20 protein-coding genes and 1 pseudogene are annotated in these 20,061 nt (G+C 73.7%); 17 read left to right on the top strand and 4 right to left on the bottom strand.

Annotation, left to right across the window (positions count from 1 at the left end; genetic code table 11):
- Positions 1-22 precede the first annotated feature (22 nt).
- Together FHU33_RS06290 and FHU33_RS06295 are read right to left on the bottom strand one after the other, a co-directional pair.
- Positions 23-874 carry an LPXTG cell wall anchor domain-containing protein gene (locus FHU33_RS06290; RefSeq protein WP_142024572.1) on the bottom strand — a complete coding sequence of 284 codons (852 nt, stop codon included), beginning with the start codon at positions 872-874 and terminating at the stop codon, positions 23-25.
- Between the two features lie 213 nt (positions 875-1,087).
- A complete protein-coding gene (locus tag FHU33_RS06295; protein WP_246063330.1) occupies positions 1,088-1,375 on the bottom strand; it encodes a DUF2631 domain-containing protein in 288 nt (95 codons plus the stop codon).
- A gap of 150 nt (positions 1,376-1,525) precedes the next feature.
- Between FHU33_RS06295 and dxr the strand changes: the two genes are divergently transcribed.
- The 5 genes from dxr to FHU33_RS06320 all read left to right on the top strand — a co-directional run bounded on the left by dxr (position 1,526) and on the right by FHU33_RS06320 (position 8,232).
- Positions 1,526-2,731 (top strand): 1-deoxy-D-xylulose-5-phosphate reductoisomerase, encoded by a 1,206-nt coding sequence (dxr, locus tag FHU33_RS06300; RefSeq protein WP_246063332.1) that lies wholly within the window; start codon positions 1,526-1,528, stop codon positions 2,729-2,731.
- Complete coding sequence (locus FHU33_RS06305; RefSeq protein WP_246063334.1) at positions 2,689-4,101, top strand: M50 family metallopeptidase; 1,413 nt, start codon at positions 2,689-2,691, stop codon at positions 4,099-4,101. The genes dxr and FHU33_RS06305 overlap by 43 nt, the downstream gene beginning before the upstream one ends.
- A gap of 163 nt (positions 4,102-4,264) precedes the next feature.
- Positions 4,265-5,425: a flavodoxin-dependent (E)-4-hydroxy-3-methylbut-2-enyl-diphosphate synthase gene (gene ispG, locus FHU33_RS06310; protein WP_211355017.1), complete on the top strand. Its 1,161-nt coding sequence runs from the start codon at positions 4,265-4,267 to the stop codon at positions 5,423-5,425.
- Positions 5,426-5,439: 14 nt separating this feature from the next.
- On the top strand, positions 5,440-6,291 hold the full coding sequence (locus FHU33_RS06315) for a GNAT family N-acetyltransferase (RefSeq protein ID WP_142024575.1): 852 nt from the start codon (positions 5,440-5,442) through the stop codon (positions 6,289-6,291).
- A 33-nt stretch (positions 6,292-6,324) separates the two neighbouring features.
- Positions 6,325-8,232, top strand: coding sequence for a penicillin-binding transpeptidase domain-containing protein (locus tag FHU33_RS06320; RefSeq protein ID WP_246063336.1), 1,908 nt, complete (start codon positions 6,325-6,327; stop codon positions 8,230-8,232).
- A 44-nt stretch (positions 8,233-8,276) separates the two neighbouring features.
- Here the strand turns inward: FHU33_RS06320 and FHU33_RS06325 are convergent, their stop codons facing one another.
- The gene (locus FHU33_RS06325) at positions 8,277-8,750 is read right to left on the bottom strand and encodes a ferritin-like domain-containing protein (RefSeq protein ID WP_142024576.1); all 474 of its coding nucleotides are present in this window, start codon (positions 8,748-8,750) and stop codon (positions 8,277-8,279) included.
- A 12-nt stretch (positions 8,751-8,762) separates the two neighbouring features.
- The gene (locus FHU33_RS06330; protein ID WP_142024577.1) at positions 8,763-9,251 is read right to left on the bottom strand and encodes a hypothetical protein; all 489 of its coding nucleotides are present in this window, start codon (positions 9,249-9,251) and stop codon (positions 8,763-8,765) included.
- A gap of 248 nt (positions 9,252-9,499) precedes the next feature.
- Between FHU33_RS06330 and rimP the strand changes: the two genes are divergently transcribed.
- From rimP to larE, 12 genes and pseudogenes are all read left to right on the top strand, one after another.
- A complete protein-coding gene (gene rimP, locus FHU33_RS06335; protein WP_142024578.1) occupies positions 9,500-10,168 on the top strand; it encodes a ribosome maturation factor RimP in 669 nt (222 codons plus the stop codon).
- Entirely contained in the window at positions 10,165-11,295 is a 1,131-nt protein-coding gene (nusA, locus tag FHU33_RS06340; RefSeq protein WP_142024579.1) for a transcription termination factor NusA, read from the top strand. Before rimP ends, nusA begins: the two co-directional genes overlap by 4 nt.
- 41 nt (positions 11,296-11,336) lie before the next feature.
- The gene (locus FHU33_RS06345; RefSeq protein WP_281281671.1) at positions 11,337-11,720 is read left to right on the top strand and encodes a YlxR family protein; all 384 of its coding nucleotides are present in this window, start codon (positions 11,337-11,339) and stop codon (positions 11,718-11,720) included.
- Between the two features lie 86 nt (positions 11,721-11,806).
- Positions 11,807-11,950 (top strand): annotated as a pseudogene (locus tag FHU33_RS26150) (translation initiation factor IF-2 N-terminal domain-containing protein); the annotation flags it as partial.
- Between the two features lie 951 nt (positions 11,951-12,901).
- Positions 12,902-14,737 (top strand): translation initiation factor IF-2, encoded by a 1,836-nt coding sequence (infB, locus tag FHU33_RS25700; RefSeq protein ID WP_246063888.1) that lies wholly within the window; start codon positions 12,902-12,904, stop codon positions 14,735-14,737.
- A 93-nt stretch (positions 14,738-14,830) separates the two neighbouring features.
- Complete coding sequence (locus FHU33_RS06355) at positions 14,831-15,130, top strand: DUF503 domain-containing protein (RefSeq protein WP_142024582.1); 300 nt, start codon at positions 14,831-14,833, stop codon at positions 15,128-15,130.
- 73 nt (positions 15,131-15,203) lie between these two features.
- The gene (gene rbfA, locus FHU33_RS06360; RefSeq protein ID WP_142024583.1) at positions 15,204-15,719 is read left to right on the top strand and encodes a 30S ribosome-binding factor RbfA; all 516 of its coding nucleotides are present in this window, start codon (positions 15,204-15,206) and stop codon (positions 15,717-15,719) included.
- Entirely contained in the window at positions 15,716-15,958 is a 243-nt protein-coding gene (locus FHU33_RS06365; RefSeq protein WP_142024584.1) for a hypothetical protein, read from the top strand. The genes rbfA and FHU33_RS06365 overlap by 4 nt, the downstream gene beginning before the upstream one ends.
- A gap of 59 nt (positions 15,959-16,017) precedes the next feature.
- Positions 16,018-16,968, top strand: a complete 951-nt coding sequence (locus tag FHU33_RS06370) for a DHH family phosphoesterase (protein WP_246063340.1) — start codon at positions 16,018-16,020, stop codon at positions 16,966-16,968.
- 4 nt (positions 16,969-16,972) lie between these two features.
- Positions 16,973-18,289, top strand: coding sequence for an MATE family efflux transporter (locus FHU33_RS06375; protein WP_142024585.1), 1,317 nt, complete (start codon positions 16,973-16,975; stop codon positions 18,287-18,289).
- Positions 18,286-19,203, top strand: a complete 918-nt coding sequence (truB, locus tag FHU33_RS06380; RefSeq protein ID WP_142024586.1) for a tRNA pseudouridine(55) synthase TruB — start codon at positions 18,286-18,288, stop codon at positions 19,201-19,203. Before FHU33_RS06375 ends, truB begins: the two co-directional genes overlap by 4 nt.
- 13 nt (positions 19,204-19,216) lie before the next feature.
- Positions 19,217-20,056, top strand: a complete 840-nt coding sequence (gene larE / locus FHU33_RS06385; protein WP_142024587.1) for an ATP-dependent sacrificial sulfur transferase LarE — start codon at positions 19,217-19,219, stop codon at positions 20,054-20,056.
- Positions 20,057-20,061 lie beyond the last annotated feature (5 nt).

Here is a 20,061-nt window from a genome sequence, read left to right on the forward strand (position 1 = left end):
TCCGTCGCCCGGACCGACGTGCTCAGACCTGCGTCGCTCCGGCGTTCCGACGGCGGGCGACCACCAGCGCGCCGCCGCCGGCGGCGAGGAGGGCCCCACCCACCATCAGGGGCACCGTCACGTCCGCCCCGGTGCTGGCCAGCTGCTCTTTCGCGGCCGCGATGGTGATGGCGTAGGAGACGACAGAGCCGTCCGCGCGGGTGACCTTGAGGGTGTGGTCACCGGCCGTGGTGCCCTCGGGCGCCCGGAACGCGACGACGACGATGCCGTTCGCGTCGGCCGTGAACGTGCCGAGCGTCTGCGGGGTCGAGTGCAGCACCAGGGTGACCTGCTCGAACGGCAGGTAGCCGTAGAGAGCGAGGTTCCGCAGCTCACCCGGGACGACCGCCCGGTCGGCGCTGAGCTTCGCGCCCGGCGCGACCACCTGGCAGTTGCTGCCGCAGGTGGCCGGCGCAGGCGGCACGGGCCGTCCGACCGTGACCGTGGTGGTCGGGTACTGGAACTCGTAGGTGCCCAGGTAGTCGGCGCAGCCGGAGATGACGTCGTAGGTCCCGGACTGGAAGCCCTCCGGAATCGTGAGCGACACCGTCCAGGAGCCGTCGGCGGCCGGCTCGGCCCCGTCGCCGATGCCCATCTGGGCGTCCGGGCCGAGATCGATGAACGCGACGGCCGCGATCGGGTTGGTCGGGTCGGTGCTCGGCGTGCAGCCGGCGCCGGAGACGGTGAAGGACTGACCCGCCGTGACCGAGCTCGGCGAGAGCACGGGTGTGCTGGGTGCGGCTCCAGCAGCCGGGGCGGTGGCGAGGGAGGCGCCGGCCAGCACGACGCCGAGCAGGCTACCTGTGGCGAGACGGGTGAGGAACGGGCGGGGCATCAGGGTCTCCGTCGAGTTTCGGCGGCCCGACGTCCGGACCGGTCAGTGCGATGTCTATCGCTCCGACCGCAAGATCCAACTCCGGTGAGTGACGACACGCTGACGCGGTTCCGTAACGGTTCGGTATCGGGACTCGGGGGACCATCCTGGTGCCACGAACGACGAGGCCCGCTCCCTCGCGGGAGCGGGCCTCGTCGATCCGGATCGGTGCCGTCAGCGGCTGCGCCAGGCGTTCTTCCGGCGGCGCACGTCCCACAACAGGATCAGCACCATGATCAGCGCGATGCCGAGCAGCCAGAGGTCCTCCATCCGGCCCTCGTGGTTGCCGACCAGGTAGCTCAGGAGCACGAGGACGGCGATCCACGCACCGATGCGCCCCTTGTTCCCGGTCTCGCCGTGCCAGCCCCAGTCCTCGGGCCGCTCGTGCTCCACGGGGTGGTCACCGACGCGGACGACGCCCTCTTCACGACCGGGCTGGTTGACCCGCTGCGTCTCGCTCACGCGTTTCTCCTCGCTGGCGCTCGTCGACCGCCTTCGCGGCGCTGGTGTCCTGTGGGCCCGCGCGCTCGCGAGCACCGACATTCTGGCAGGCGCGAGGGGCGGACACCGGGCGAGGTGGCGCGGCGACGGCGCGCCGCCTCCTCGGGAAGGATGCGGTCCGTGAGTTCACCTCGTCAGGTCACGCTGCTCGGCTCCACCGGCTCCATCGGCCGGCAGGCGATCGCGGTCGCCCAGCAGAATCCGGAGCGGCTGCAGATCACCGGCCTGGCGGCCGGGGGAGGGGACGTCGCCCGGCTGGCCGAGCAGGCGTTGGCCCTCGGCGTCCGCACGGTGGCCGTCGCGCGGGCGACCGCGGCGCAGGACCTGCAGCTGGCCTTCTACGCCGCGGCCTCCGGGCGCGGCTGGGCCAAGGGGGAGTACTCGCTGCCGGAGATCCTGGCCGGTCCCCGGGCGGCCGAGGAGCTCGCCGCCCGCCCCGCCGACGTCGTCCTCAACGGCATCACCGGCTCCATCGGGCTGCGGCCCACCCTGTCGGCCCTGCGGGCCGGCCGCACGGTGGCGCTGGCCAACAAGGAGTCGCTGATCGCCGGAGGAGCGTTGGTCACCGAGGCCGCGGCCCCCGGCCAGCTCGTGCCGGTGGACTCCGAGCACTCGGCCCTGGCCCAGTGCCTGCGCGGCGGCACCCGGGACGAGGTGGCCCGGCTGGTCCTGACCGCCAGCGGCGGCCCGTTCCGCGGCCGCACCGCCGAGCAGCTGGCCGATGTCACCGTCGAGCAGGCGATGGCCCATCCGACCTGGGACATGGGGCCGGTGATCACCATCAACTCCGCGACCCTGGTCAACAAGGGCCTGGAGCTCATCGAGGCGCACCTGCTCTTCGGCGTCCCCTACGCCGACATCGACGTCGTCGTGCACCCGCAGTCGATCGTGCACTCGATGGTGACGTTCGCCGACGGCGCGACGATCGCCCAGGCCAGCCCCCCGGACATGCGGCTGCCGATCGCACTCGCACTCGCCTGGCCGGACCGGCTGCCCGTCGTCCAGCCGGCGCTGGACTGGTCGACCGCGAACACCTGGGAGTTCGCGCCGCTGGACGAGGTGGCCTTCCCGGCGGTGCGCCTGGCCCGGCTGGCGGGGGAGGCGGGAGGCGTCGTCCCGGCGCTCTACAACGCCGCCAACGAGGAGGCGGTCGCCGCGTTCGTGGCGGGTCGACTCTCGTTCCGGGGCATCGTCGACCTCGTCGCGCGTACCCTCGACGACGCGCCGGACCTCGGCGCCCCCACCTGCGTCGAGGACGTGCTGGCGGCGGAGAAGTGGGCCCGGGAACACGCCCGGGCCGTCATCGCCGGAGGCTGAAACTGAGCGGGATCCTGCTGAGCGTCCTGGGGATCGTCGCCTTCGCGATCGGCCTGCTCTTCTCGATCGGTTTCCACGAGGCCGGCCACTTCTTCTGGGCGAGGAAGTTCGGCATGCGCGTGCCGCAGTTCATGGTCGGCTTCGGGCCCACCATCTGGTCGCGCACCCGCGGCGAGACCGAGTACGGCATCAAGGCCATCCCGCTCGGCGGCTACATCCGCATCGTCGGCATGATCCCGCCGGCCGAGGAGGGCGAGAGCAAGCGCGCCACGCGCATGCGCAGCTTCATCGCCGAGGTCAGGGGCCAGGCGCTCAACGACGTCCGGCCCACGGACGGCGACCGCGTCTTCTACAAGAAGCCCTGGTGGCAGCGTGTCATCGTCATGTTCGCCGGGCCGTTTCACAACCTGGTCCTGGCGGTCCTCTTCTTCACGATCGTGTTGACCGCGTTCGGCATCCCGGAGGCCTCGACCACGATCGCGCGGGTGCCCGGCTGCGTGCTGCCCGCCGGCGCGTCGACCGCGGCGGCCGACGACCCTTGCTCGGTCCCCATCACCCCCGACGGGCAGGCCTGCGAATCGACCGAGCCCGGCTGCGCGCTGCCGGCACGCAGCCCCGCCGCCAGGGCCGGCCTCCTGCCCGGCGACACGATCGTCGCGATCGACGGTGAGCCGATCTCGCAGGAGACCGAGGTCGGCTGGACGGCCGTCCAGCGCACCATCCAGCAGAGCCCCGACGAGCCGGTCACCTTCACCGTCGAGCGGGACGGCGAACGGCGCGACCTGACGGTGACGCCGATCGAGAACCGGGTCTACGCCTCCGCCGAGGGCACCGAGACGAAGGTCGTCGGTTACGTGGGCATCGGACCCACCCAGCCCTACGTGCAGCAGTCGGTCACCGAGGTGCCGGCCTTCCTCGGCGAGTACGTCGTCCGAGCGGTCGACCGGCTCGCGGAGATCCCGCAGAAGATCCCGGCGCTGTTCCGGGCCGCGTTCCTCGGGGAGGAACGCGACCCCCAGGGCCCCATCGGCGTGGTCGGCGTGGGGCGGATCTCCGGTGAGATCTTCGCGCTGGAGGACTTCACCACCACCGAGAAGATCAGCACGTTCTTCCAGCTGCTCGCGGGCGTGAACCTGGTGCTGTTCCTGTTCAACCTGCTGCCGATCTACCCGCTCGACGGCGGGCACGTGGCCGGGGCGCTCTACGAGAAGGCCCGCTCGACTGTCGCCCGGCTTCGCGGAAGGCCCGACCCGGGGCCCTTCGACATCGCTCGGCTGATGCCCGTCGCCTATGTCGTGGCGGGGCTGTTCCTGGCGCTCTCGGCCCTGCTGTTCATCGCCGACATCGTCAACCCGATCACCCTCGGCTGACCCGCGGGGCCGATATGCGCATGGCTGCGGTTATGGGTGCCTCACTTCATGCCGATATGCGCATGGTTGCGGTTACGCCCCACGGGGCGACGCATGCGGACCCGTCGGCGCAGGTCACAGTCGCCTCGGCGGCGCGGATCGGTGATCAGGGGATACTGGCTGCATGGCGATCCCCGTCAGCCTCGGCATGCCGGCTGCACCCCCACCCGTCCTCGCGCCCCGGCGCAAGACCCGTCAGCTCGACGTGGGCGGCGTCGGGGTCGGCAGCGACTTCCCGGTCAGCGTGCAGTCGATGTGCACGACCAAGACCGCGGACGTCAACGCCACGCTGCAGCAGATCGCCGAGCTGACCGCGTCGGGCTGCCAGATCGTGCGCGTGGCGGTACCCGACACCGACGACGCCGAGGCCCTGCCGATCATCGCGAAGAAGTCGCAGATCCCGGTCATCGCCGACATCCACTTCCAGCCCCGTTACGTCTTCGCCGCGATCGAGGCCGGATGTGCGGCGGTCCGCGTCAACCCGGGCAACATCAAGAAGTTCGACGACAAGGTCGGCGAGATCGCCCGGGCGGCCAAGGCCGCGGGCACGCCCATCCGGATCGGCGTCAACGCCGGCTCCCTCGACAAGCGGCTGCTGGCCAAGTACGGCAAGGCCACCCCCGAGGCGCTGGTCGAGTCCGCCCTCTGGGAGTGCTCGTTGTTCGAGGAGCACGACTTCCGCGACATCAAGATCTCCGTCAAGCACAACGACCCGGTGATCATGGTGCGCGCCTACGAGCTGCTGGCCGCGCAGTGCGACTACCCCCTGCACCTGGGCGTCACCGAGGCCGGGCCGGCCTTCCAGGGCACGATCAAGTCGGCGGTCGCCTTCGGCGCGCTGCTGTCCCAGGGCATCGGCGACACGATCCGGGTCTCCCTCTCCGCCCCGCCGGTGGAGGAGGTGAAGGTCGGCAACCAGATCCTGGAGTCCCTGAACCTGCGCCAGCGCGGCCTGGAGATCGTGAGCTGCCCGTCGTGCGGGCGCGCCCAGGTCGACGTCTACACGCTGGCCGACGAGGTCACCGCCGGGCTGGAGGGCATGGAGGTCCCCCTCCGCGTCGCGGTCATGGGCTGCGTCGTGAACGGCCCGGGCGAGGCCCGCGAGGCCGACCTGGGAGTCGCCTCCGGCAACGGCAAGGGCCAGATCTTCGTCAAGGGCGAGGTCATCAAGACCGTGCCGGAGTCGCAGATCGTGGAGACCCTCATCGAGGAAGCCATGCGCATCGCCGAGGCGCAGACGGCGGCCGGTACCCCCTCCGGGGCGCCCGTCGTCAGCGTCAGCTGACGCCTGGCACCGCTGTGCTCCGAACACCCACCGCCCGGGTCCTGGACGAGGGCGACGAGACCGCCGTCCACCGGCTGCTGGCCAGCGACCCGGTGGCGGCGTGCGTCCTCGCCGGCCGCGTCGAGACGGCGGGCACCGCGCCGTCCGCCCTCGGGGCGCCGCTGTGGGGCTTCGGCGGCGGCAGCCACCTGGAGGCGGTGTGCCTGGCCGGCGCGAACCTCATCCCCTTCACCGTCCCCGGCGCCGAGCGCGCCGCGGCCGCGGCGTTCGCCGATCGGGCCCGCCGTGCCGGCCGGCGCTGTTCGACCGTCGTGGGCCCGGCCGCCTCGGTGGCCCCGCTCTGGGACCTGCTGGCCCCGCACTGGGGCCCCGCGCGGGACCACCGGCCGTGCCAGCCGCTCATGGCCATCGACCGGCCGGCGGCGGTTCCAGCCGAACCGCGGGTCCGACCGGTCCTGCCGGCCGAGCTCGACACGCTGCTGCCCGCTGCCGTGGCGATGTTCACCGAGGAGGTCGGGGTCAGCCCGCTGCGCATCGACGGGGGAGCCGGTTACCGCGCCCGGGTGGCGGAGCTGGTGCGGGCGGGCCAGTCCCTGGCCTGGATCGAGCGCGGGAAGGTGCTGTTCAAGGCCGAGATCGGTGCTGTCTCCCGGGCGGCCTGCCAGGTCCAGGGCGTGTGGGTGGCGCCGGAACACCGGGGGCGCGGCATCGGGACGGCGGGGACGGCGGCGGTCGTCGAGTACGCGCTGGCGACGATCGCCCCGGTGGTCAGCCTCTACGTCAACGACTTCAACACCGCGGCCCGCGCCGCCTACCGCAGGGTGGGGTTCCGGGAGGTCGGGCAGTACGCCAGCGTGCTGTTCTGATGACCGACGGTTGACGTCTGACAGGCTGTGGCCGTGCCGACGTGGATCCGCCCCCGCACCACTCCCGCTCTCGCCACCGCCGTACTGCTGCTCTCCGCGCCGGTCCTGGCTGCCTGTTCCGGCGGTGCCGAAGACGACGTCCGGCAGGCGGCGACGAGCTTCCTGGACGTCTGGGCCGAGGGCGACCTCGCCGCCGCCGCGCGCTCGACGACGGACCCGGACGTGGCCACCACGCTCCTGGAGCAGACCGCGGCGGACCTGCCCGGGGCGGAGCTCGACACCGAGATCGGCGAGGTCACCGTCGAGGACGGCACCGCCACCGTCGGCTGGACGGCCACCTGGGACCTCGTGGCCGCACCCGAGTGGACCTACGAGTCGACACTGCGCCTGGAGGAGGGCGACGACGAGTGGCAGGTCGTGGCCGAGCCCGCCCTCGTGCACCCCGGACTGGGCGAGGGGCAGCACCTGGAGCTGACCCGCAGCCTGCCGGAGCGGGCCCCCATCACCGACGCCACGGGCGCGCCGCTGTTCACGCCGACGGAGGTCGTCAACGTCGGCGTCGACCCGGCCCAGGTCACCGACCTGCCGTCGCTCGCGGCGGCCCTGTCGGCGGCGACCGGCATCGCCGCCGAGGACATCATCGCCGACGTCGAGGCCGCCCCGGAGGGACAGTTCGTCCCCGTGATCACGCTCCGGAGGCCGGACTTCGAGGCGATCCGCGCCCAGGTGTTCGACCTCCCCGGCGCCGTCTTCCCCACCGACACCCGCCTGCTGGCGCCGACGGCCCGGTTCGCCGAGGCCATGCTCGGTCGCGTCGGGGCTGCCACTGCCGAGGTCATCGAGGAGTCGCAGGACGACGGCTCGCCGCGCTACGCGGCAGGGGACCAGCTCGGGCTCTCGGGGCTGCAGCGCGCCTTCCAGGAGCAGCTCTCCGGCGCCGCCGGCTTCACCGTGTCCGTGGTCAGCACCGACGAGGCCACGGGCGACACGGGTGTGGAGATCGCCGCGGTGGCCCCGGAACCCGGCAACCCCGTGCAGACGCCGCTGGTCCCCGCCCTGCAGAACGCCGCCGACGCCGCCGTGGCCACGCAGCAGCAGCCCACCCACCTGGTCGTCGTGCGTCCGGGCACCGGCGAGATCCTGGCCGTGTCGTCCAACGAGGTGGCTGACGCCGGTAACGCGCTCAGGGGCCAGTTCCCGCCCGGGTCGAGCATGAAGGCGATCACCGCCACGGCCCTGCTGTCCGCTGGCGCGGTGACTCCGGACACGCCGGTGGCCTGCCCCGCCACCACCGTCGTCGAGGGCCGGGAGTTCGAGAACCAGGACCAGTTCGACCTCGGCACCGTGCCGTTCACCGAGGCCTTCGCCCAGTCGTGCAACACGACGTTCATCGAGCTGGGGCTCGGCCTGCCGAACGAGGCGCTGGCCGCAGCGGCGGCGTCCTACGGCGTCGGCACCGACTGGCAGCTCCCGGTGGGCATCTTCAGCGGCAGCGTGCCGGCCGACAGCACGGGGACGGCCAAGGCGGCGAACGCGATCGGCCAGGGCCAGGTGCTGATGAGCCCTGCTCAGATGGCACTCGTCGCTGCCGGGATCGCCGGCGGGACGCCGGTGGCACCCGTCGAGGTGGTGGGGGCGGAGCCCGCCGGTCCCGTGCCCCCTGGGCCGGGACAGGCGGTGCTCGACGCACTGCGGCCGATGATGCGGCAGGTGGTGCTGTCGGGGACGGCGACGGCGCTGAACGACCGGGGCGAGGTGTACGGCAAGACCGGAACGGCCGAGTACGGCACCAACACCCCGCCGGACTCGCACGGCTGGTTCGTGGGCTATCAGCTCGCCGGACCCCAGGGCGACATCGCGTTCGCGGTTCTCGTGGAGGGCGGTCAGTCCAGCAGCGCGGCGGTGGCCGTCACCGATGCCTTCCTCGGCGCCTTGGGCTGACCTCTTCCGTCCCGCCCCGGTCATCGCACGGGCGTGTGCGGGTGCTAGCTCGCGGGGAGTCCGGGGAAGGCGCGGGTCACCGGGGTCTGACCGGCGGCGCTCCGCCAGCCCACCGCGCGGACCTCGGTGGCGCTGAGGACGCCGACCGCCAGTTCCCGGGTGGTCCGCTCGACGGCCTGGTCCAGGACACGCACCCACGCCGCCGCGACGCCGTCCTCCAGCGCCACGGCCAGCGCTGCCGCGTCGGTCGCCGACAGCACCGGGAAGGGGAGCGAGTAGCCGCCCTGGGTGCCCACCGGGTCGGTGTCGCGCTCGGCGAGCAGGGTGATCAGCCGGTCGCGAGCGTCGCGATGGGCCACCTCGGACGCCGCCGCGAGCCCCTGGACCTCCGCGGGGAGCGCGGCCCCCACGACGCCGTAACCCCAAATCGCGGCGTGCTCGGCCGCCAGGGCCTCGGTGAGCGCGGCGTTCTCGGTCTGCTCGTCGAGGGCCCCCGTGCCGGTCGTCCGGTCAGCCATTGCCGTTGCCCGTCATGCCAGTCTCCCGTCCTGCCCGGCGAGCCCTGCGGAGATCGATCCCAGCAGAGCCGCGCGGGCCCCCGACTGGCCGACGCACGCGGCGGCGTGGGAGGCCGCGGCCGCCGCGACCTGTCCGCGCAGCCACGCGCGCGTCTCCGGGGCCGCTGGTGCCCCGCCGGACGACGGAGCCGCGGACGTCGAGCTCCCGGGGGCAGCGGCCCGCAGGCGGCTCAGCTGCTCGTCGGCCTGGGCGGCGAGTTCGGCCACCTCTGCGGCCAGTGCCGGATCGGCGGCAGCCGCCGCGACGAAGGCCGACACCACGGTCTCCTGCACCGCGACCTGAGCGCTCAGCTCGTCGGCCTGCCGGCCGGTGACCTTCTCCCGCTCGTCCGCCGACGACGAGGTGCACCCGGTCGCGAGGACCGCCAGCCCCGCAGCGGAGGCCGCCAGCAGGGTGCGCCGGGAGAAGCCCGGAGGGCCGGAGGGGAGCGGAGGAGACATCACGGCCATTCTCGCAGTCGGGACGCCCCGGGGTCGGTAGTGCGACCAGGCGCGTCCGCGTCCGTCCCGTGCACCCCTCGGTCCCCAGGACCGGTCTCCGGTGCGTGGTCGGACGGCGGTCCGTGGGGCGGTAGCCTGACCTCTTCCCCTCCACCCGGGCCCGACCTGCGCCGACGGCCGGTGCGCGCCCGGTCGGCGGGGTAGTGCGTTCCGCACGAGGCGGCCGCTCGAGCCCGGAGAAGGAGACCGTGTCCACCTCTCACGGCACCCAGCGCACGGATCCGGCGACCGCCCGGCTGGCCGGATGGATAGAGCCCGTCGTCGCTGCGGCCGGGTACGACCTGGAGGAGTTGGTCGTGACCCCGGCCGGCCGACGCAGCGTCGTCCGGGTCGTCGTCGACCGGGATCAGGGCGTGACCCTCGACGACGTCGCCGAGGTCAGCCGGGCGGTCTCGGAGGTGCTCGACCAGAACGACGACGGCATGGGCCGCACGCCCTACGTGCTGGAGGTGACCAGCCCGGGCGTGGACCGCCCCTTGACCGAGCAGCGGCACTGGCGGCGCAACACCGGCCGCCTGGTGACCGTCGCCGTCGGTCCGGCCGGCCACGCGCATGAGGTCACCGGCCGGGTCGTCGCTGTGGAGGCGGCCGGGGTGACCCTGGCCGTCGAGGCGCAGGGCAGGCCGGGTGCGAAGAAGAAGGCGCCCACGCCGCGCGAGGTGCCCTGGGCGGAGCTCGGCAGCGGACGGGTGCAGGTGGAGTTCGGGCGCGGCGGGCAGGGGGGCGGCGCAGCCCCCGACGACGACCTGCACGACGACGTGGACGACGACGACCTGCACGACGACGTGGACGACGACGACCTGCACGACGGCGCCGAGCACGGCGACGCGTCGCGGGCGCGAGGAGGAGCACAGTGAACATCGACGTCACCGCGCTCAAGGCGGTGGAGCGGGAGAAGGGCATTCCCGCCGACACGGTGATCGAGGCGATCGAGTCCGCGCTGGTGACCGCCTACCGGCACGCCGACGGCGCGGCCAAGCACGTCCGCGTCCACGTCGACCGCAAGAGCGGCGAGGTCGCGGTGCTCGCCCAGGAGCTCGGCCCCGACGGCGAGGTCGTCCGCGAGTGGGACGACACCCCGACCGACTTCGGCCGGATCGCGGCCAGCACCGCCAAGCAGGTCATCGTCCAGCGGCTGCGCGACGCCGAGCACGAGCAGACCTTCGGCGAGTACGCCGGCAAGGAGGGCGACATCGTCAGCGGCATCGTGCAGGCGCACGACCGCCGCAACGTGCAGGGCACGGTGCTCATCGACATCGGCAAGGTCGAGGCGGTCCTGCCGCAGGCCGAGCAGGTGCCCGGCGAGGAGTACACGCACGGCAGTCGGATCAAGGCCTACGTGGTGTCCGTCGCCCGCACGTTCCGGGGACCCCAGGTCACCGTCTCGCGCACGCACCCGCACCTGGTGCGCAAGCTCTTCGCCCTCGAGGTCCCCGAGATCGCCGACGGCAGCGTCGAGATCGTGGCGGTCGCCCGTGAGGCCGGTCACCGCTCGAAGATCGCCGTCCGGACGAAGGTCTCCGGGCTCAACCCGAAGGGCGCCTGCATCGGCCCGATGGGTCAGCGCGTGCGCAACGTCATGAGCGAGCTGCACGGCGAGAAGATCGACATCGTCGACTGGTCCGAGGATCCGGCGACGTTCGTCGCCTCGGCGCTGAGCCCCGCGCGGGTGAACAGTGCACGGGTCGTCGATCCGCAGGCCAAGGCGGTCCGGGTGATCGTCCCGGACTTCCAGCTGTCGCTGGCGATCGGCAAGGAGGGCCAGAACGCCCGCCTGGCCGCGCGGCTGACCGGGTGCCGGATCGACATCCGCAGCGACGCGCAGCCCGACGACGACACGGCGACTCCCTCTCCCGGGGTGGGTCGTCCGCCGCTGCGTTCCGGCGCTCCCGCGGGCGCTGAAGGCCGTCCACCCGCCCATCGGCCCCCGGCGCACCGCCCGCCGCCCCGACGCGCGGAACATCCCGGCCCCGCCACGCGCTAGAGTGCAGGGTGGTCGAAACGTCGAAACCGGTCCGCACCTGCGTGGGGTGCCGGCAACGCGCTCCGGCCAGCTACCTGCTGCGTGTCGTCGTGCGTTCCGGGGCCCTGGTCCCGGATCCCCGGCGGCGGCTCCCCGGAAGGGGGGCGTCGCTGCACCCCACACCGGAGTGCCTGAACGCAGCGGAGCGACGCCGGGCCTTCAGCCGGGCGCTACGTCTCCCCGGAGACGCCGGCGGCTCGTTGGAGGTCGGTCTGCTCCGGGACCACGTCCTCGGCTCCTCGTCGGAAGCCGCGGGGGCGCGGGCCCGGACGGGCAGAATCACAGAGGTGGAGCACCGCGGTAACGCTGCGGGCGCGGTCACCAGCAGTTCCACGTCGGATCGGCACCAGGCCGGTCCGCATGTCGACAGGACGCAAGTCGGATGACTCAGCCGTGAAGTTCTCACGATGACCATGCGCCACTAACGACGAGGTCGAGCGGGCAAGCCGCCGGCCTCACAAAGAGGAGACCCGTGCCAGGCAAAGCCCGCGTACACGAACTCGCCAAGGAGTTCGGTGTCGACAGCAAGACCGTGCTCGCCAAGCTCAAGGAGCAGGGCGAGTTCGTGAAGTCCGCGTCCTCCACCGTCGAGGCCCCCGTGGCCCGACGGCTGCGTGAGGCCCTCGGCAGCACCACCGGCGGCGGCAACGGCGCGGCGGCCCCCAAGCCGACCGCGCGTCCCAGCGCGCCCGCTCCGGCTGCCCCGGCGGCATCTGCTCCCGTGGCCCCGGCCCCGGCCGCGGCTGCTCCCGCTCCCGCTGCCCCCGCCGCTCCCGTGGCCCGACCGGCCGCACCCGGGCCGCGTCCGGCCGCTCCTGCGCCTCAGGCTCCGGCCGCGAGCGCTCCGACCCAGCAGCCGGCCACCCCGCGACCGGCCACACCCCGGCCCGCTGCGGCCGGCGGGGCCGCGCCCGCCGCTCCCGCCGCTCCCGCCGCTCCCGGTGGCTCGGCTCCGGGTGGTGCCGGTCCCCGCCCCGGCCCCCGTCCGGCACCGCGTCCGGGCAACAACCCGTTCAGCAGCACGCCCCGACCGCCGGCACCCGGCGCCCCGGCTCGTCCCGGCCCGGCTGCGCCCGGCGCCCCGGGCGCGCGTCCGGCGCCCGGTGCCCCGCGTCCGGCGGCCGGTCCGGGCGGTCCCCGCCCCGGTCCCGGTGGTCCGCGTCCCGCTCCCGGTGCCGGCGGCCCCCGTCCGGCCGCCGGCCCCGGTGGTCCGCGTCCCAACCCGGGGATGATGCCGCAGCGTCCGTCGCCGGGCATGATGCCCGGCCGGCCGGCCGGTGGCGGTCGTCCCGGCGGCGGTCCCGGTGGTCCCGGCGGTCCCGGCGGCCGTGGCCGCCCGGGCGGTCCCGGTGGCGGCGGCGGCGGTGGCTTCCGTCCCGGTGGCGGCGGCGGTGCTCCTGGCGCCGGCGCTCCGGCCGGTGGCGGCTTCCGGGGCGGTGGTGGCGGTCGTGGCCGTGGCCGCGGTGGCTCGGGTGCCGGTACTGCCGGTGCCTTCGGCCGTCCCGGCGGACGCGGTCCGGTCCGCGGTCGCAAGAGCAAGAAGCAGCGTCGTCAGGAATTCGACTCGATGGCGGCGCCCAGCATGGGCGGCGTCTCGCTGCCGCGCGGCAACGGGCAGACCGTCCGGCTGCCGCGGGGTGCGTCCCTGACCGACCTCGCCGAGAAGATCAACGCTCAGCCCGCAGCCCTGGTCACCGCCCTGTTCCACCTGGGCGAGATGGTCACCGCGACGCAGTCGGTCAACGACGACACGTTGCAGCTTCTCGGTGCCGAGATCGACTGGGTCATCCAGGTCGTCAGCCCCGAGGACGAGGACCGCGAGCTGCTCGAGACCTTCGACCTCACCTTCGGTGACGAGGAGGGTGACGAGGAGGACTGGTCGTCCCGCCCGCCGGTGGTGACCGTCATGGGTCACGTCGACCACGGGAAGACCAAGCTGCTCGACGCCCTGCGGCACGCCAACGTGGTGTCGAAGGAGGCCGGCGGCATCACCCAGCACATCGGCGCATACCAGATCGTCACCGAGCTGGAGCACAACGAGCGGCCGATCACCTTCATCGACACCCCGGGTCACGAGTCGTTCACCGCGATGCGTGCCCGTGGCGCGAAGGTCACCGACATCGTCGTCCTGGTCGTCGCGGCCGACGACGGCGTCATGCCACAGACGGTCGAGGCGCTCAACCACGCCCAGGCCGCCGAGGTGCCGATCGTGGTCGCGGTGAACAAGGTGGACAAGGAGGGGGCCAACCCCGCCAAGATCCGCCAGCAGCTCACCGAGTACGGCCTCGTCGCCGAGGAGTACGGCGGCGACACGATGTTCGTCGACGTCTCGGCGATCACCCGGCAGGGTCTGGGTGACCTGACGACGGCGATCCTGCTCACCGCGGATGCCTCGTTGGACCTGCGCGCGAACACCGAGCAGGACCCGCAGGGTGTGGTCATCGAGGGCAAGCTGGACAAGGGCCGCGGCCCTGTCGCCACGGTGCTGGTCCAGCGCGGCACGCTGCGCCAGGGCGACTCGATCGTGGCCGGCGACGCCTACGGACGCGTCCGGTCGCTGCTCGACGAGCACGGCAACAAGCTCAAAGAGGCCCTGCCCGCGCGTCCGGTCCAGGTCGTCGGCCTGACCTCCGTGCCGCGCGCCGGTGACACCTTCCTGGTCGTCGAGGAGGACCGGGTGGCACGGCAGATCGCCGACCGCCGCCAGGCCCGCATCCGCAACGCGCAGAACGCCTCCATGCGCAAGCGGATCAGCCTCGAGGACCTCGACGCCGCGCTCAAGGAGACCCGTCAGCTCAACCTGATCATCAAGGGCGACAACTCGGGCACCGTCGAGGCGCTCGAAGAGGCGCTGATGAAGATCGAGGTCGACGACGACATCTCGCTGCGGGTCATCCACCGCGGCGTCGGTGGGATCACCAAGAGCGACATCGACCTGGCGCTGGCCGACGACGTCATCGTCCTGGGCTTCAACGTCCGGGCCGAGGGCCAGGCCACCGAGCTCGCCAACCGCGAGGGGGTGGACGTCCGGTACTACACGGTCATCTACCAGGCCATCGACGAGATCGAGGCCGCGCTCAAGGGGATGCTCAAGCCCGTCTACGAGGAGGTCCAGCTCGGCACGGCGGAGGTCCGCGAGGTCTTCCGGGTGCCGAAGATCGGCAACGTCGCCGGTTCGCTGGTCCGCAGCGGCACGATCGTCCGCAACTCGAAGGCCCGGCTCATGCGCGACGGTGCCGTGGTCGCCGACAACCTGTCGGTGGAGTCGCTCCGCCGGTTCAAGGACGACGCGACCGAGGTCCGCGAGGGCTACGAGTGCGGTATCGGCCTGGGGTCGTTCAACGACATCAAGGTCGACGACGTGATCGAGACCTTCGAGATGCGCGAGATCCCGCGCAGCTGAGGAAGTTCCCCCTGCCCCCGCCGTCCGCACGCCGGCGGCGGGGGCGGGACGGGGCCGACGTCGCCCGGCAGCGGGAACGGGGAAGGGGTCGGCGTGTTCACCGGAACGCTGACCGCTGACCTGCTGCTGGGCGACGTCCACTCGCTCAAGGGCAAGCGCGCCGCGGTGCGGCCGATCGTGGCCGAGCTGCGGCGCCGGTTCGCCGTGGCCGCCGCGGAGGTGGGGGACCAGGACCTGCACCGCCGCGTGCAGGTCGGCGTCGCCACCGTCGCGGGGGACGCCGGACAGGTGACCGACGTCCTCGACGCCTGCGAGCGGTTGCTCGCCGAGCGGCCGGAGGTGACGCTGCTGTCGACGCATCGTCAGCTCTTCAGCGACACCGACGACGACTGAGCCGCCCGCTCCGTCCTGCCCGACGGTGCCCGGTCCACGACATGGGACCGGCACCCCTCTCCGAGGAGGTCCGATGGCCGATCCGGCCCGCGCCCGCAAGCTGGCGGTGCGCATCCGTCAGATCGTCTCCGCCGCGATCGAGACGCAGATCAAGGACCCCCGCCTGGGCATGGTGACCGTCACCGACGCCCGGGTGACCGGTGACCTCCGCGAGGCCACGGTCTTCTACACCGTCTACGGCGACGAGACCCAGATCGCCGACTCCGCCGCGGCCCTCACCAGCGCCACCGGCGTGCTCCGCTCCACCGTCGGCAAGCAGACCGGCATCAAGTTCGTGCCGACGCTGACCTTCGTCGCCGACATCGTCCCCGACACCGCGCGGGAGCTGGAGGAGGCGCTCGAGCGGGCGCGACACGCCGACGCCGAGCTCGCCCGCGCGCGGGAGGGCGCCCAGTACGCGGGCGAGGCCGACCCGTACAGGAAGCCGGCCGAGGACGACGACGAGGACGACGACGGCGAGGGCACGGTCGGGTCGGACACTGCCGATGACAGTTCCGACGATCCCGCCACCACCAGGAGTGCGTCGTGAGTGAGAACGACCCGGATCCGCACGAGCCCGACGAGGGCCAGGGGAGATCTGTCCTGGGCGGTCACGAAGTCCCCGACGCCGGAGACCCCACCGACGGTGGCAAGCACGGCCAGCTGGGCGACGCCCCGAGCATCACCGCCGACGAGCCCAGCGACGGCTCGACGTACCCGGTGGGCGGGGGCTCGGTCACCGAGGAGCAGAACGCCCCGCCGGTCTCCGACCCCGGACCGGACGTCTGATCGGCGTGACGATCACCTCACGACGTGCGGTTGACTCCCCGCTTCGCACCGCCGCCTCCGTGCTGGCCGAAGCGGCCGACGCACGCGCGACCGTCGTCCTCTCGGGGCACGTGCAGCCCGACGCGGACGCGCTGGGCAGCACGCTGGCCCTCGCCGAGGGTCTGCGACGCCGGGGCGCGCGCGTCCTCGTCACCTTCCCGAATCCCTTCACGCTGCCGGTGTCGCTCGGCTGGCTGCCCGGCGCCGAGGGGCTCGTCCCGTCGTCGACCGTCCCGTCCTCGCCCGACGTGTTCGTCAGCCTGGACGCGGCCTCGCCCGGTCGCCTGGGCGAGCTGGCCGTGCTGCTCGACGACGCGGGTACCTCCGTGGTCGTCGACCACCACGCCAGCAATCCCGGCTTCGGCGACGTGCGACTGGTCGACGGCGCGGCTCCCGCCACCGTCACGCTGGTCGCCGGCCTCCTCGACGAGCTCGGCGTTGCCCTGGACGCCCAGCTGGCGACCCTGCTCTACGCCGGTCTGGCTGCCGACACGGGCTCCTTCCGCTTCGGCAACACCCGCCCGGAGACCCACGAGCTGGCCGCCCGGCTGCTGGCGACCGGCATCGACCACTCCGACATCAGCCGGCGCCTGTTCGACACGGCACCCTTCGGCTGGCTGGGGCTGCTGTCGGTGGTCACCGGTCGCGCCGTCCTCGAGACCGACGTCGGCGCCGGCCTGGTGTGGACCTGGTCCAGTACCGCCGAGGCGGCCGAGCACGGCCTGCCCGGTGAACTGCTCGAGGCACTGGTCGACGTGGTGCGTGCCACCGAGGAGGCCGACGTGGCCTGCGTCCTCAAGGGTCAGGACGACGGGTCCTGGTCGGTGTCCCTCCGGTCGCGGGGAGCGACCGACGTGGCCCGCGTGGCCATGGCGCTCGGCGGTGGCGGGCACGTCCTCGCCGCCGGCTACAGCTCCTACCTCGATCGGGAGAAGACGATCGAGGCGCTACGGGCCGAGCTGTCCGCCTGACCGCATGACGCGGCCAGTCGAGCGAGCACCGCGCTCCGTCCTCTCTCTCGCGCTGCCGGCCCTCGTCGTCCTGGCGGCGGAGCCGCTGTACCTGCTCGTCGACACCGCGGTCGTGGGCAACCTCGGCACCGTTCCGCTCGGCGGGCTGGCCGTCGGCGGTGGGCTGCTCGCCTGGGCGGCAGCGCTGCTCAACTTCCTCGCGTACGGCACCACCGCCCGGGCCGCGCGCCGAGCGGGAGCCGGCGACCGGCACGGCGCCGTCGCCGAGGGGGTCCAGGCCACCTGGCTCGCGCTCGTGCTGGGGCTCGCGGTCCTCCTGCTGTTCCAGGTCCTCGCCGGTCCGCTCACCCGTCTGCTGGCCGGCGGGCCGGGACCGGTCGCCGAGGCGGGCGAGCAATGGCTGCGCGTCGCCTCCCTGGGCGCGCCCCTGCTGCTGATCTCGCTGGCCGGCAACGGCTGGCTGCGCGGCGTGCAGGAGCTACGACGCCCGGTCCGCTACGTCCTCGCCGGCAGCCTGCTCAGCCTCGTCCTCTGTCCGCTGCTCGTGTACCCGGCCGGTCTCGGACTGGTCGGCTCCGCCGTCGCGAACGTCGCCGGCCAGACGCTGACGGCCGTGCTGTTCGTCCGTGCGCTCGTCCTGGAGGAAGCGGCCTGGCGGCCACGCCCGGGGGCCTTGCGGACCCAGCTGGTCATCGGTCGGGATCTGCTGCTGCGTGCCGCGGTGCTGCAGCTGTCGTTCCTCGTCGCCGCCGGGGTCGCCGCCCGCGCCGGCACCGCGTCGCTGGGGGCCCACCAGATTGCCCTGCAGCTCTTCTTCTTCCTCGCCCTGGTACTCGACGCCTACGCCATCGCCGCCCAGACGCTGGTGGGGCAAGCGCTCGGCGGGAACCGCCCGGCGGAGGCGCGCGCCACCGCCTCCCGCGTCGTCCTGTGGGGTCTGGCCACCGGCGTGCTGGTCGGGGCCGCCCTCCTCGCGCTCCGCGACGTGCTCCTGCCGCTGTTCACCGACGACCCCGCCGTCCTCGGTCAGGCCGAGGTCGTGTGGTGGTTCCTGGCCGGCATGCAACCCCTGGCCGGCGTCGTGTTCGCACTCGACGGTGTCCTGATGGGGGCCGGGGACGTCGGATATCTGCGCACCGTCACGATCGGCTCGGCGGTGGTCGGGTTCCTGCCGCTGTCGCTCCTGTCCGGCCCGATGGACTGGGGCCTGGCGGGGGTGTGGACGGGGTTGTGCCTGTTCATCGGCCTGCGGCTGGCCGGCGTCCTGCTCCGGGTGGCCGGTGACCGCTGGCTGAGCGCGCCTGCAACGGTGGGCGCGTGAGCCCGCGCGCACCGGACGCCGACGTCCCTCCCGGCCTGCTGCTGGTCGACAAGGCGGGTGGCATGACCTCGCACGATGTCGTGGCCCGCGCTCGGCGGGTGCTGTCGGTCCGCAAGGTGGGCCACGCCGGGACGCTGGACCCCATGGCCACGGGGCTGCTCGTGCTCGGCGTCGGCGCCGCGACCCGGCTGCTCGGGTACGTCGGAGGCCACGACAAGACCTACGAGGCGACGATCCGGCTCGGGCAGACGACGGTCACCGACGACCGCGAGGGCGAGGTGCTCGCCACGACCTCCGCCGCGCACCTCGACGACGTCGCGATCCGCGCGGCCCTGGCGGCCCAGACCGGCCCGCTGCAGCAGGTGCCCTCGTCGGTGAGCGCGGTCAAGGTCGAGGGTCGTCGCTCCTACGACCGGGTGCGCGCCGGGGAGGCGGTCGAGCTGGCGCCGCGGTCGGTCACCGTGCACCGGCTCGACGTGTACCGCGTCGAGCGGCCGACGCCGGAGCTCGTGGACGTCACGGTGACGGTGTCGTGCACGGCCGGCACGTACATCCGTGCCATCGCCCGCGACGCAGGCGCGGCGCTCGGCGTGGGCGGCCACCTCACCGTGCTGCGCCGCACCGCGTCCGGCCCGTTCTCCGTCGAGCGCGCGGCCCCGGTCGAGGAGGCCGGCGCGGCGCTGGCCGCCGGGGGAGGGGAGGGGTTCCTGCCGCTGACGCAGGCCGCCACCACGGTCTTCCCGACGCGGACGGTCACCGCCGAGGAGTCCCGGGCGCTGGGCTACGGGCAGCGGGTCCCGGCCACCGGCGCGGCCGGCCTGCACGCCGCCGTCGATCCCGAGGGGCGGCTGGTCGCCCTGCTGGAGGACGCCGGCACGACCGCGCGGGTGGCCGTCGGCTTCCCGCCGGCGTGAGAACCTGCCGCACGTGAGCACTCTCGACGACCGCCTCGCCGCGCTCGACGCCGAGCTCCGGCCGCTCCCGGGCGTGCTCGTCGCCTTCTCGGGCGGGGTGGACTCCGGCGTCGTCCTGGCCGCGGCCGTCCGTGTGCTGGGGGCCGACCGGGTCGTCGCCGCCACGGCCGTGTCGCCGAGCCTGCCGGCGTCCGAGCGCGACGAGGCGTCGGGCTTCGCCGGGTCGCTGGGTGTCCGGCACGAGCTTCCCCGCACCGACGAGCTCTCCCGCGCGGGCTACCGGGCCAACGCCGGCGACCGGTGCGCGTTCTGCAAGGCCGAGCTGGTCGACGTCCTCGCTCCGCTGGCCGCGCGCCTCGGCATCGTGGACGTGGTCACCGGCACCAACGCCGACGACCTGCGGGCCGGCTTCCGGCCGGGGATCCGGGCCGCCGCCGAGCGCGGAGCCTGGGCGCCGCTGGCCCGCGCCGGCATGACCAAGGACGACGTCCGGGCCGCGGCCCGCCGCTGGGAGCTGCCGCTGGCCGACAAGCCGGCCGCCGCCTGCCTGGCCAGCCGGATCGCCTACGGCGTCCCCGTGACAGCGGAGGGACTGGCCCGGGTGGAACGCGCCGAGGGCGCGCTGCGGGATGCCCTGACCGGCGCCGGACTGCCGGTCCGCGACCTGCGGGTGCGCGACCTGGGCGGCGACGTCGCCCGGGTGGAGGTCGACGCGGTGCTGGTGGCCGCCGTCGCCGACGGCATCGATCTGGCCGCCGCCGTCCCGGGCTTCGCCCGGGTGGAGCTGGACCCGCGCGGCTTCCGGTCGGGATCGATGAACGAGCTCCTGCCCGACCCGGTCCGCTACCGCTGATCTCC

It is taken from the genome of Blastococcus colisei (genome assembly GCF_006717095.1).
Taxonomy (GTDB): Bacteria; Actinomycetota; Actinomycetes; order Mycobacteriales; family Geodermatophilaceae; genus Blastococcus_B; species Blastococcus_B colisei.